We start from the raw sequence: 13,264 nt of genomic DNA, 5'->3' as shown, positions 1-13,264 counted from the left end.
AAGGGCAGGGCTCAGCGCGAGTTTTCCGACAGAAGGCGGCGGCCGTCCATTTTTGGTATGTCCGAAATAGCCGCCTGGCCGATCACGCCTTCTCCCTGAGGGGATGGCGGACGTGGGCGAGCGCGACGCCCTCGGCGAGCGTCCGCCACCACGTGTACGGGGTCAGGACGGGACGCAGCAGCGCCATGCGGTGCAGGTCCCGGGGCGACAGCGGCGTCCCGCAGAAGACGACGTAGGGGACGGCGCAGTAGGCGATGACGGCGACCGCGCCCCAGTCGGCAGGCAGCGTCGCCAGCACGGCCGAGAGCGTGCACACCGAGCGGGCGACCGTCCGTCCGACGGAGACGCCCGCCGCCCGCAGGGACGCGGCGCGGCCACGGCACGCGGGCGCGCGCGGGGTCAGGTGGCAGGCGACGACGGCCCGGTCGGACGGGCCGGACCCGCCCCCGACGACGCTCGCGAACCCGGGGTCGTGCGGGGCGCGGGCGAGGTCGAGGGCGCGCACGACCGGGAGGTCCGCCGGGATCAGGTCGAGGCGCCGCAGGTCGCGTCCGTGCGCCAGGGCGGCCTGCCGGGTCTGCGCGGGCAGCACCGCGCCCGCGGCGACGACGAGCGCCCCGGCACCGGCGGCGCCGTCCCAGCGCAGCGGCGCGCGGGGCGGCGCGGGCAGCACCCGCAGCCCGGCGACGCGGCGGCGCAGCCGCGCGGCGTCGGCGAGGAGCAGGGCCGCCACCAGCAGGGGAAGCCAGCTCACGCGAGATCCTCCAGGCGGTCGGCGGCCTCGGCGGCGCCCCCGGCGGCGGCGAGCGAGTCGCGGACGCGGCGCGCGGCGGCCCGGTGCGGCCCGTCGGCGAGCACGGTCTCCAGCGCGGCGCGCAGCTCGTCCGCGCGGACGCGGGCGAAGCGCACCGGGACGCCCGCCCCCGACGCCGCGACCTGCCGGGCGATGACCGGCTGGTCGTCGCGGATCGGCGCGATGACCAGCGGCAGCCCGTGCGCGAGGGACTCGCAGACGGTGTCGTGCCCGCCGTGGCAGACGACGACCGAGAGCCGTTCGAGGAGCTTGCGCTGCGGGACGTGCTCGCGGACGAGGACGTTGTCCGGCACGTCGGCGAGCCGCACCGGCCCCGCGATGACGGCCTGCACGTCCAGCCCCCGGACGGCGTCCGCGGCGACCTCGCTGAATCGCTCGCCGGACGGCCCGTGCCCCGTGCCGAGGGAGAACAGGACGGTGGGCCGCCCGTCCAGCCACTCCCAGGGGAAGTCGGTCGGCGCGGGACGGCCGAGGGCGGGCCCGACGAAGGCGAAGTGGCCGGGGAACGGCGAGGAGCCGCCGACCAGCGCGGAGGTCGAGAAGACCAGCACGAGCCGGTCGGAGAAGCGCGGGTCCGGCGGGCTCTCCACCCCGTGCGCGCGATGGAACGCGCCGATCTGGTCGCGCACCCACCCCTCGATCTGGGGCAGGCCCGCGAGCGGGCGGGCGAGCCCGGCGGACGTCGCGGCCGACGTCGCCCAGGGCAGTTCGCGGAGCCGGGCCGCGACGGGCGCGGCGAGCACGAGCCGGTCGGCGACCACGATGTCGGCGCGGAACCGGTCGATGGCCGTGCCGACGCCCGGCGTCATCGCGTGCCCGAGCGGGACGACGAACTCCTCCCACAGGAACCGGAACGCGGCGGCGCCGCGCATCCTCAGCCGCGCCTCGCGGAGCGCGGGCAGCCGGTCGCCGAACCCGGGATCGACCGAGGTGAAGATCTTGGAGCCGGCGCGCAGGAGCGGTTCGAGGGTGGTGCGGTGTCCCGTCCAGGCGACCTTGTGGCCGCGCCGGACCAGCTCGGCCGCCACCGCCACGGTCGGCTCGACGTGCCCGGTGAGCGGCGGGACGGCGAACAGGAACCGCCGCTCGGGCCGCTTCTCGCGCACGATCCGCGGGCGGGGCCGGTCGCCGAGCAGGGACGGCACCTGGACGCGGCGCGGGCTCATCGCGCTCCCCCGCGACCGGGCGCGATGGGATCAGGCATGCGCGGCCTCGATGTGGGCCACGACGTCGCCGACCGTCAGGCCCGCGATCCGGTCGAGGTCGAGGCCGGCGACGAAGGCCGGGACGTCGGCGTCCGCGTAGCGCTCCCCGAGCAGCTCGACGAGCGCCACGAACTCGATGCTCTCCAGGGCCAGCTCGTCGCCGAACGCGGTGTCCGGACCGACCTCCACGTCCAGGAGGAAGTCCTCGCCCACCACCTCGGTCAGCATCCGGACGACCTCGTCCAGGACGTCGCTCATGCTCTGCTCTCCTCCATGTCGGTGCCTCCGGACGCCGCCGTCCAGGCGACGACGTGCCCGTCCAGCTCGCGGGTCGGCACGGTCGTGACGGTGCCGTCGCCCGCGACCAGGACCCGGCCGGGCTCGACCGCCGTCACGACGAGGTCGGGACGCTCCCGGCCCGCGGGCAGGTAGTGCAGCACGGCCTGCTTCGCCGCGCGGACCTGCGCGTTCTCGATGCCCTCCGAGCAGTCGGCGAGGCCGATGCCCGCCGGTTCGCCGCCCGGCCGGACGATCGCGGCGCCGAGCTCGCCGTCGCAGGCGATCGACAGCGTCAGCGGTTCGGCGAAGCTGTCGTTCCGGGCGGTGCGGGGGGTCGTCCCCTCACAGGAGATAGGCCCGGTGACGGTGGGACGGTGGGCGCCGTCGTCCCGGATGGTCAGCTCGGCGGGGAACAGCGGCCCGTGCCCGGCGCGCCAGAGGTGGTCGCGCACGGCGTCCTTCGCGGCGATCCGGCCGAGCAGCCACGGCCCCTGCGCGAAAGAGGGCAGCGCCTCGTACTCGGCGCGTTCGGCGGCGCACAGGTACTGGCGCATGAGCAGGTCGCGGGACGCGGCGCCGTCCCAGCGCTTGCGGGCCAGGCACCATCCGCCCTCCTGCGGCTCCCCGGTGCCCGACACCTCGGGCGTGAACCGCATCCGCCAGACGGCCTCGTCGGTGTAGAAGCGGTGCGTGGTCCAGCCGTCGACGCGTCCCCACAGGCTCCCGTCGGGGCGGACCATCTCGACCGCGCAGCGCATGGTCGTCTCGGTCAGGGTCTGGTTCCAGACGGTCGTCCTCAGCTCCTCGCCGGCGGGCGGCAGCGGCCCGTAGAGGGCGAGCCGTTCGACGCCCACGGGGAAGACGGTCTGATCGTCCTCGCCGTAGACCTGGAGCCAGTGCCCGCACAGCTGCCCCGCGCCGTCCAGGAGCGCGCCGGGCGCGGGCAGGACGGTGAGGACGCCGCGCAGGCCGTCCTGCGCGAGGGCCGTGATCTCGGTGACGCCGCGGAACAGCGGGCCGTGGAACATCCAGCGCTCCTCGTACAGCCGGTCGGCGGTGACGACGGGCGGGCCCTCGCCGGTGAGCGGCGTCCGGTCGGGGGTCGGCGGCATGGGGTAGGACGCGTCGAGCAGGACGGTCCCGTCGGTGTGGCCGGGGATGACGACCTTCACCCGGCGCGGGCCGCCGCCGTCGTCGACCAGGTGCGCGCGGATGTCGGCGCAGGTCGGCGGCGCGGCCACCACCCACCGGACGGCGCGGACGTCGGCGAACCCGATCACGACCAGGTCCGGGAGCAGCTCGCGGGCGGCGGCGGCCATCACCTCCAGCAGCGTCGCCAGCGGGACGATCGGGAACCGGTCCGACATGTCGGGCCAGTCGGGGGGCTGCGGGAACACGCAGTGGTCGGCGAGGAACGGCATCGCCTCCAGCGAGAACACCCGCGAGACGACCAGCTCGGCCGCGGCGGACGGCGGGCCGCCGGGGGCGGAGCCCGCGCCGCCGCCGCTGCCGAGCGCCTCCAGCACGGTCTGCGCGCCGGACGTCGCGTCGTTGAGCAGCGCCTCCAGCTCCGCGAGGACGGGGTCGCCGTCCGGCAGCTCCGGGACGCCGGAGTCCGTGCCGATCGGCGGGACCGCGCCGTCCAGCCTGACCAGCGGGGTACCGAGGTCGAGCCGCATCCCCCCGGCGGGCTCGGGCGGCGCCGGGGACGCGCCGTACCCGTCGGCCCACAGCGCCGCCACGACCCGGCGCAGCTGCGCCATCCCGTCGCGCTTCGGTGCGTTCACCGCGATCGCGAGGTGCTCGCGCGCGCCGAGCCGGTCGCCGACGAACCCGGTGAGGCCGCCCGGCCCGACCTGGACGAACGCCCGCACGTGCGCGCTCCCGTACAGCTCCTCGATCAACTCGCTGAACCGCACGGGCTCCAGCAGGTGCGCGGCGGCCAGCGCCCGCACCGCCTCCGGCGAGGAGGGGAACGGCGCGACCGTCGTCGCCGACCACAGCGGCACGCGCGGCGCGCGGACCGGCAGCGCCTCGAACGCCCGCCGCACCCGCTCCCCGTAGCCCTCGGCCGCCGGGGTGTGGATGCCGGCCCGGAACGGCAGCTCCCGCCCGATGACGCCCTCGGACGCGAGCCGCCCGAGGATCTCCCGGATATCCTCCGCCGGGCCGCACACCACCGACTGGTGCGGGCAGTTGTCGTGGCTGACGTGGACGCCGGGGCGCCCGCCGATCGCCTCCTGGGCGCGGTCGGCGCCGCAGCCCAGCGCCGCGTACACCAGGTCGGGGGCCTCGCCGGTGTCGTCGTCGAGGGAGGCGACGAACGCCTCGACCGCGTCCGCGTCCCACACGCCCGCGACGGCCATCGCCGTCCACTCGCCGAGGCCGTGCCCGGCGGCCAGGTCGGGTTCGACGCCCAGCTCGGCGAGCGCGGCGGCCAGCAGCCGTCCGACGCCCAGCGCGTCGGCGGCATGGCCGATCATGTCGGTGCGGCCGGTCGGGACGAACGCGGGCAGCCCGAAGTGCCGGGCGACGTCGTCCACCCGGGGGTCGAAGGCGGGCTCGAAGCCGGGGAACAGGAACGCCAGCCGCCCGCCGCCCGCCAGCAGCGGGCGCGGCGCGAACCACACGTCGCTGCGGCCCCGCCAGGCCGTGCCGCGCTGCACGACGGCGCGCGCGAGGTCGAGGCGGCGCGGGGTGGGGCCGACGATCGCCAGCCGCACCGGCAGGTCGGGGACGTGCTCGGGCTGCCGCGCGAGCAGCCGGTCGTCGGGCACGGCGAGCAGCTCGGCCAGCTCGTCGGCGGTGCGGGCCGCGAGCCGCAGCACGCCCTCCTCCGCCGCGTCGGGCGGCCGCAGCCTGCGGGGCGCCCGTGCCGACGGCGGCTCCTCCAGGATCACGTGGGCGTTGGCGCCGCCGAACCCGAACGCGTTGACGACGGCCCGGCGCGGCGCGTCGCCGGTGCGGTCCCACTCCGCCGCCTCCTGGACGAGCCGCAGCCGTCCCCCCTCCAGCGCGGGATGCGGGTCGGTCACGTTCAGGGTGGGCGGCAGGACGCCGTCGCGCAGCGCGAACGCCGCCTTGATCAGCCCCGCGATCCCGGCGGCGGGCATCGCGTGCCCGATCATCGACTTCACGGTGCCGAGCCCGATCGGCGGGCCGCCGGTGCCGAACGCGCGGCGCAGCGTCGCGAGCTCCGCCTCGTCGCCCGCCGGGGTCGCGGTCCCGTGCGCCTCGACCAGCCCGACCGCGCCGGGCTCGGCCGGGTGCAGGCCCGCGTCCCGCCAGGCGCGCTCGACCGCGAGGACCTGCCCGTCCACCAGCGGGCTCATGATGCTGGACGCGCGCCCGTCGCTGGAGGACCCGGCGCCGAGGATCACCGCGTGGATCCGGTCGCCCGCGCGGACCGCGTCCGACAGGCGTTTGAGCAGCACGACGCCGGTGCCCTCGGCGAGCAGCGTCCCGTCGGCGGCGCGGTCGAACGGGCGGATGGTCCCGGTCGGGCTCAGCGCCCTGAGCTGGCTGAACACGCTCCACACGGTCGCGTGGTGGGCGTGGTGGACGGCGCCCGCCAGCATCGCGTCCGCGTGCCCGCCGCGCAGCGCCCGCACCGCGTGCTCCACCGCCAGCAGCGAGGACGCGCACGCCGCGTCCAGCGTGTAGGCGGGGCCGCGCAGGTCGAAGCGGTTGGCGATCCGGGACGCGGCGAAGCTCGGCACGAGCCCGATCGAGGCGTCCGGGTCGTCGGGCCCGAGCCGGTCGCAGAACGCGCGGCGGATCTCCTCCAGCCGCTCCTTCTCCAGACCCGGCAGCAGCTCCCCGAGGACCCCCGCGAGCTGGTGGGACGTGCGGACCCGCTGGTCGAACCGCGCGACGCCCGGCGTGATGTAGCCGCCGCGCCCGATCACCACGCCGATCCGCTCCCGGTCGGGCAGCCGCTCGTCGCCGCCCGCGTCCGCGATCGCCTCGCCCGCCGTCCGCAGCGCGAGGAGCTGGTCGGGCTCCATGCCGCGCACCGCCGCGGGCATGATGCCGAACTTCGCCGGGTCGAAGGTGGCGAGGTCGTCGACGAACCCGCCGCGGCGGCAGTAGAACCGGTCGCTCTGCGGCGCCCGGCCGTAGGCCGCCGGGTCGTAGTACAGCGCGGGGTCCCACCGCCCTGCCGGGACGTCGGTGATCGCGTCGAACCCGGCCAGCACGCCTCGCCACAGCTCGGCCGCCGACCCGGCGCCGGGGAACACCGCGCCCGCGCCGACGATCGCGATCGGCTCCCGCTTGTCGATCACCGGGCGGTCCCGTTCCAGGGCGCGCGGGAGACCGGTGCCCTGCCGGCCGCCGCGGTGAACACGACGTGCGGTTCGTCGCCGTGCGCGATCTCCCGCAGCAGCGCGGCCGTCCCGGCCTCGGGGTCGATCAGCCCGCCGCCGTGCCGCGCCTGCTCGGGAGGCGCCGCCCCGGCGTCCGCCCACGGCCCCCAGTCGGCGACGAGGACCCGGCCTGCCAGGCGCGTCCGCCACACGTGGGCGAGCGTGCCGCACGCGTCGCCGGCCGCCGCGTGGGCGGCCCGCCCCCGGTCGCCGTGCACGCCCGCGGCGCTCCCGAACACGACGAAGAACCCCACGTCGGGACGGATGGACGCCGCGAGCGCGCACGCGCCGTCCACCCTCGTCCGGTACACGCGCTCGAACGAGCCGGGCTCGTCGGCGAGGCCCGCGCCGTGCACGACCCCGTCCAGGCGTCCGTGCCGCAGGTACACCTGCTCGACGACGTCGCGCACGGCCCGCGGGTCCCGCACGTCGCCCGCGTGGTAGCGGACGGACGCCGCGTCCGCGCGCAGCGCCGCCAGGTTCCGGCGGACCTCCCGCTCGGCCGGCACCCGCCGGACCGTCGCCTCGACCTGCGCCGGGGTGCGCCCGCCGCGCGCGATGATCGCACTCCGCAGCGCCGCCTCGTCCTCCAGGCCCTCGAAGGCGGGCTCGGCCTCCCGGGTGCGTCCCATGATCTCGATGTGGCAGCCGCTCGTCCTGGCGAGAGCGCGCGCCACCCGCGCGGTGATGCCCCTGGCCCCGCCGGTGAGCAGCACCACGGCGTCCGGGCCGAGCCCGGTGACGGGCTCCCCCGCGAGTTCGGACGGCGCGACCGTGAGCCCGCGCCGCACGTCCCCCTCGTGCCCGACCACGACCGGCTGCTCCGCGTGCGACAACTCGGTGAGGATGCGCTCCGCGATCGCCCTGGGCGCGTCCTTGGTGTCGACGTCCACGGCGCGGACGAGCGTCTCCGGGTATTCGCACGCGACCGTCCGCGCGAGACCCCGCAGGCCCGCGCCCGGCGCCGGATCGGCGGCGGCGCCATCAGGACCGCTCTCGAAGCCGCGTCCGAAGCCGCCGCCCGCGCCGCTCGCGAGGACCAGCCACCGCAGGCCCTCACCGAGGGCCCGCCGTATCCCCTCGTAGGCGGAGGGCAGCACCGCCGTCGCGCCGGGCCGCAGCGCCCCGAGGTGGACGAGGCCGTCGCACGCCCCGTCGACGGTCAAGGGGGTCCGCACCTGCGCGCCGTGCCGCTCCAGCATGGCGGCCAGCTCCAGCGCGATACCGCCCCCGTCGTCGACGATCAGGAACCGGCGCCCGGCGAACGCCGCGCCCGCCTCGTCCGACACCGGCAGCGCCTCCAGCGGGACGGTCCGCACGACCTGCCGCACGATCCCCCCGCCGCCCGCCGGGCCCGACAGCGCTGACGTGCCCACATGGGTGCCCGGTCTGGGCGTGCCGCGCACCGGGGCGCTGCGTCGCGGCGCCTGGTAGAGGCCGGAACGGGTGGCGCGGGGCGGCGGCACCGGGGCCGGGGACGGCGGCGCGGCCTCGGGCGCGCCGAGGTGGCGCAGCACCACCTCGCGCTGCGCGGCGACCATCTCGCGGCCCGCGCGCAGGAACTCCAGGACGGCGGCATCGGAGCCGGGTTCCGGACGTTCGCTCATCGCTTCTCCTGTAACACGCTGGTCTCCTGTATCGGGCGGGGCGTCGGCATCACGCGGGGCTCCGACGGGCCGGGCTCCTACGGGCTGGGCGGGGCGGAGCGCGCCGTCGGGGTAGCCGCCGTCGGCGGTGCGGACGAGATGGCCGTTCACCAGCCACCCGGGAGCGGGCTCGGGCGGGGCGGGGGCGTCGCGTCCGGCGAAAAGCGGCAGCGGGTCGACCGGCACCCCGGCGGCGGCCAGCTCGGCGAGCGCGAGCAGGAACCGGGGCAGCCCGCGCTCGCCGGGGACGTCGCAGCTCACGGCGGTGTGCGGGCGGCCGTCCAGGATCGCGCCGACGAGGCCGGTCAGCACGCGTCCGGGGCCGGTCTCGACGAACACGCGCGCCCCCGCGGCGTGCATCGCCTCGATCTGCTCGACGAAGCGGACGGGCGCGGCGAGCTGCCCGGCGAGCGTCGCGGCGAGGTCGGCCGGGTCGCCCTCGTAGGGCGCGGCGGACGCGTTGGACCAGACCGGGAACGCGGGCGGGCGCGGGTCGCGGGCGAGGAGGTCGGCGCGGAACGCGGCGGCGGCCGGGGCGACGAGCGGGCTGTGGAACGCGCACGCGACGGGCACGCGCTCGGCGCGTACACCGCGTTCGGCCAGGACGGCGAGGGCGCGTTCGAGCCCCGCCTCGGTGCCGGAGACGACGACCTCGCGGGGCGCGTTGTGGTTCGCGACGACGATCTCGGAGACGCCCGTGAGCGCCGCGCGGACCTCGCGCAGCGGCGCGGTCACCGCCGCCATCGCGCCCGGCTCGGGGCCCGCCGCGTCCAGGACCGCCCCGGCGCGCGCCGCGCTCAGCTCGACCAGTCCGTCCTCGTCGAAGACGTCGGCGGCGCACAGCGCGGCCAGCTCGCCGTGGCCGTGCCCGGCGGCGAGGCCGGGACGCACGCCGGCGGCGGTGAGCAGGCGGTGGACGGCCAGTCCGGCGATGCCGAGCGCGGGCTGCCCGACGCGCGGGTCGGCCAGCGCGTCCCGCTGGCGGCGCTCCTCGTCCGGGGTGAACGCGGCGGGCGGGAACATCGCGGCCGCGTACCGGCCGCCGCCGAGCCGCAGCAGGCGCTGGAGGCGGGGGAAGGCGACGAACAGGTCGGCGAGCATGCCCGGCCGCTCGCTGCCCTGCCCGGGGAAGAGGAACGCGACCTCGGGGGCCGCCGCTTCGTCCGGCGCGACGAACACTCCGGGTGCGGAGCGGAACTCGGCGGCGGCGTCGAGCTTGGCGGCGAGGTCGTCCAGGCCGACGGCCACGAGCGCGACCCGCACCCGGCCCTCCCCGGACGCGCAGGCGCGGGCCCGCGCGCGCAGGCTCCCGGGCAGCGCGCGAATCCGGTCGATCTCGGCGCGCGCGGCGGCCCGGTCGTCGCCGCGCACCAGGAACAGCTCGGCGGGCCACTCGGCCAGCCCCGACACGGGCTCGGGCGCGCCGTCGTACCCCGACAGCACGGCGTGGAAGTTGGCGCCGCCGACCCCGAACCCGCTGAGCCCCGCGTACCGGTCGGCGGGCGCGGCGGCCCAGGGCCGGGCCGTCCGGCCGAAACCGAAGGGGCCGGACGGGTCCCACGCCCTGTTCGGGCGCTCCAGGTGCAGCGTCCCCGGCAGGACGCCGGTGTGCAGCGCGTACGCGGTCTTGATCAGGCCCGCGAGCCCGGCGGCGCACCGGGTGTGCCCGATCTGCGACTTGACCGAGCCGAGCGCGACGCCGCCGGGCGCCGCGCCGGCGAACGCCGAGGCGAGCGTGTCCAGCTCGGTACGGTCGCCGATCTCGCTGCCGGAGCCGTGCGCCTCGACGAGCCCGACCCCCGACGGCGCCACCCCCGCCCGCTCGTAGGCGCGCTCCAGCGCGCGCCGCTGCCCCCGCGCGCGGGGCGCGGCGAGGCCGGGCGAGCATCCGTCGCCCGCCCCGGCGACCGCCCTGATCACCGCGTAGACCCGGTCGCCGTCGCGTTCGGCGTCGGCGAGGCGCTTCAGCGCGACGCACGCGACGCCCTCGCCGAGCGCGATCCCGTCGGCGGACGCGTCGAACGCCGCGCAGCGCCCCGACGGCGACAGCGCCCGGGCGGACGCGAACAGCAGGTAGTCGCGGATGCCGGTGCGCAGGTCGGCGCCGCCGCACAACACCAGGTCGCTGCCGCCCGCCGCGAGGTCCTTGCAGGCGGCGTCGAGCGCGGCCAGCGACGCGGCGCAGGCGGCGGCGACGGTGTAGTGCGCGCCGCCGAGGTCGAGCCGGTCGGCGATCCGTCCGGCGATCACGTTGGTGAGCACGCCGGGCAGGGAGTCCTCAGTCGGGCGCGGGAGCTGCTCGTCCAGGCCGGGCGGGACCTCCCCCAGGTAGGACGGGAGCGTCGCGCGGATGCCGTAGGCGGCGGCGAGGTCGCCCCCGCTCTCGGCGCCGAAGTACACCGACGCCCGGGACCGGTCGAACGGGCGGTCGGCGTACCCGGCGTCCCGCAGCGCGCGGGACGCGATCTCCAGAGCGAGCAGCTGGACGGGCTCGACGCTGCCGAGCGCGTCCGGCGCGATCCCGTACGCGCGGGCGTCGAAGGGGACGTCCGGGATGAACCCGCCCCACCGGGACGGGGTCCGGCCGTCCTCGGCGGGGCCGAAGTACAGCTCCGGGTCCCAGCGTCCGGCGGGGACCTCGGTGACCGAGTCGACGCCGCCGACGATGTTCGCCCAGTACGCGGCCGCGTCGGGCGCGCCGGGGAACACGCAGGCCATCCCGACGATCGCGATGTCGGCGGGCCGCGCCGGGACCGGCCCGGGGCGGGCCGAGATCCCGAGGTCGGCGGCGCGGGCGGCCAGCAGCGCGGTCGCGCCCTCGGTGACCTCGGCGTGCAGGTCCGCGACCGGGACGGCGGCCGAGCGCAGCGCCGCGACCTGGCCCATCAGGAACAGGCCCTCGGCGCGCTGCTCGGCGGCCTCGACCGGCTGCGGGTCGGGCAGCGACGGGCGGCGGCGCAGCCCCTTGGCGGCGACGCGGAGCCGGCCGAGGTTCAGCTCCTCCAGCCGCCGCCACACCTCCCGCTTCGGCATCCCCACCGCCGTCAGCTCGCGGCGGGCCTCCTCGAACGCGATGACGTAGGGGGTGCGGGCGCAGCGGGTCGCGTTCCCGGGGGAGGTCTCCAGCAGCGCCGTCCCGCCGCACTCGACGGCGACCTCCTGGTAGCCGGGCAGGATCGCACCCGCCTCGACCGCCTCGGGCGTGAACAGGTACGCGGTGCCCATCAGCACGCGGATCTCGGCGCCCCGCGCGGCCAGCGGCCCCGCCAGCGCCGCGACCATCGCGGCGGACCGCACGTCGTGGACGCCGCCCGCGAACATCAGCGACAGCTCCGACGCGTCGCCGCCGAACCCCATGAGCCGCTCGACCTGCGCGTCCCAGAGCGGGAAGCTCGCGCGCGGGCCGGCCCGGCCGCCGCACTCCAGCCCCTCGAAGACGAACCGGCGGGCGCCCTCGGCCAGGTATCGCTCCAGCAGTCCCGGCGACGGGACGTGCAGGAACGTGCTGACCCCCACCTCCTCCAACGGTTCCACCTCCGCCGGACCGCAGCCCGCGACCACCGCGAACGGCGGTGCCGCCGCGCGGACCGCCGCGAGCTGCGCCTCGCGGACCTCGCGCGGCGCGGACGCGAGCACGCCCACGCCCCACGGGCGCGTCCCGAGCCGGTCGGCGGTCTCGGCGAGCAGCTCGCGCATCCGGTCGCCGTCCTTGGGCGCGGACGCGAGGAACGGCAGCCCGCCCGCGCGCGCGACGGCCTCCGCGAACTCGGGGCTGTCGCTGACCTGCGTCATCGGTGCCTGCGCGACCGGCAGCGCGGCCGCCGACCGGGGCGCGAGCGGCGCGGCCCGCACGGCGGCGGCGATGTGCTCGGTGATCGCGTTCCGGACGGCCTGGACCACTCCCCCGGCGGTCTTGTACCGCGCGGCGAGGGACGCGGCGAGCGGGCCGTCCTGCCCGACGTGCAGCAGGCCGTCCTCGCCCGGCAGGCCGGGGCGCACGTACACGCGGTGGTCGTCGACGACCACCGTGTCGCCGCCGTCCATCGCCGTGAGCGCGGCGACGACGGGCGCGGGCAGGTCCATCTCCCGGACGAGCGCGAGCTGCGCGTCCAGCACGACCCCCGCCGCTCCGCCCGCTACCGCCGCCCCGGCCGTGTGCGGGCCGATCCCGCCCGCCGCGTACACCGGGACGTCCGCGGCGGGATCGGCGGCGAGGCACTGGAGCAGCACGAACGTCGTCAGCTCGCCGACCCGGCCGCCCGCCTCGCGGCCGCGCGCGATCAGACCCGTCCCGCCGGTTCCGGTGAGGCCCTGGGCGACGGGCAGCGCGGCGGCGGCCTCCTCCGGGGCGACGACCTCGATCAGCAGCCGCCTGCCCCGGGCGAACCCGGCGACGTCCAGCGAGTCGTCGCGGATCAGGGCGGGCGCGTCGACCAGCACGGCCTCGACCGTGTCCGGCAGCTCGGCCGGGCGGACCTCGCAGCCCGCCGGGACGCGGACGCCGAACGGCCCCGTCCACCAGCGGCGCACGTCGGCGAGCGCGGCGAGCGCCGCCGCGCGGCCCGTGCCGAGGTCCAGCACGCCGAGCCCGCCCGCCCGCGCGACCGCCACGGCCAGCCGGGACGCGGGACGGCCGAACGGGGAGACGCCGATGATCTCGGGCGCGCGGCGGCCGTCCGGGCGGCGACCCGGACCCGGCTCGCGCCGCTCCGCCCCGTCCCGGGCCCCGGCCCCGTCCCGGGCCCCGCCCGTGTCCGCCGCCATGCGCTGCCCCCCGACGTCCCGCGCGGCCCGAACCCCGGCGGCGCGGCTTGAAACCCTGGTTCGACGGTGCGCCACACTACGGTCGGTGACATCGTGATCGCGGGGCGACACACCCGGGAACGCGGGTGGAACGGCACCGCAAAGGAGTTTGGGAGTTCCCTTGGCCTGGACAAAACCCGTGCCGGTCGC

At 77.8% G+C, this 13,264-nt stretch carries 5 protein-coding genes; all 5 read right to left on the bottom strand.

Annotation, left to right across the window (positions count from 1 at the left end; all coding sequences use genetic code 11):
• Positions 1-82 precede the first annotated feature (82 nt).
• Genes K2F47_RS20820 through K2F47_RS20800 form a run of 5 tightly spaced genes read right to left on the bottom strand, consistent with a single transcriptional unit; the run spans position 83 to position 13,075 of the window.
• Complete coding sequence (locus K2F47_RS20820) at positions 83-754, bottom strand: hypothetical protein (protein WP_242906306.1); 672 nt, start codon at positions 752-754, stop codon at positions 83-85.
• Positions 751-1,980 (bottom strand): glycosyltransferase, encoded by a 1,230-nt coding sequence (locus K2F47_RS20815; RefSeq protein ID WP_242906305.1) that lies wholly within the window; start codon positions 1,978-1,980, stop codon positions 751-753. The genes K2F47_RS20820 and K2F47_RS20815 overlap by 4 nt, the downstream gene beginning before the upstream one ends.
• 30 nt (positions 1,981-2,010) lie before the next feature.
• On the bottom strand, positions 2,011-2,277 hold the full coding sequence (locus tag K2F47_RS20810; protein WP_242906304.1) for a hypothetical protein: 267 nt from the start codon (positions 2,275-2,277) through the stop codon (positions 2,011-2,013).
• Complete coding sequence (locus tag K2F47_RS20805; RefSeq protein WP_242906302.1) at positions 2,274-6,584, bottom strand: beta-ketoacyl synthase N-terminal-like domain-containing protein; 4,311 nt, start codon at positions 6,582-6,584, stop codon at positions 2,274-2,276. The genes K2F47_RS20810 and K2F47_RS20805 overlap by 4 nt, the downstream gene beginning before the upstream one ends.
• On the bottom strand, positions 6,581-13,075 hold the full coding sequence (locus K2F47_RS20800) for a type I polyketide synthase (RefSeq protein WP_242906298.1): 6,495 nt from the start codon (positions 13,073-13,075) through the stop codon (positions 6,581-6,583). The genes K2F47_RS20805 and K2F47_RS20800 overlap by 4 nt, the downstream gene beginning before the upstream one ends.
• Positions 13,076-13,264: the final 189 nt, after the last annotated feature.

The sequence above is a fragment of the Actinomadura terrae genome, from assembly GCF_022751215.1.
GTDB lineage: Bacteria > Actinomycetota > Actinomycetes > Streptosporangiales > Streptosporangiaceae > Spirillospora > Spirillospora terrae.
This window is presented reverse-complemented; position numbering and strand designations above follow the sequence as displayed.

What these genes read in the sequence shown, in the direction of transcription:
- K2F47_RS20815 (WP_242906305.1), bottom strand. Translation starts at nt 1,980, where the DNA reads ATGAGCCCGCGCCGCGTCCAGGTGCCGTCCCTGCTCGGCGACCGGCCC.
- K2F47_RS20810 (WP_242906304.1), bottom strand. Translation starts at nt 2,277, where the DNA reads ATGAGCGACGTCCTGGACGAGGTCGTCCGGATGCTGACCGAGGTGGTG.
- K2F47_RS20800 (WP_242906298.1), bottom strand. Translation starts at nt 13,075, where the DNA reads ATGGCGGCGGACACGGGCGGGGCCCGGGACGGGGCCGGGGCCCGGGAC.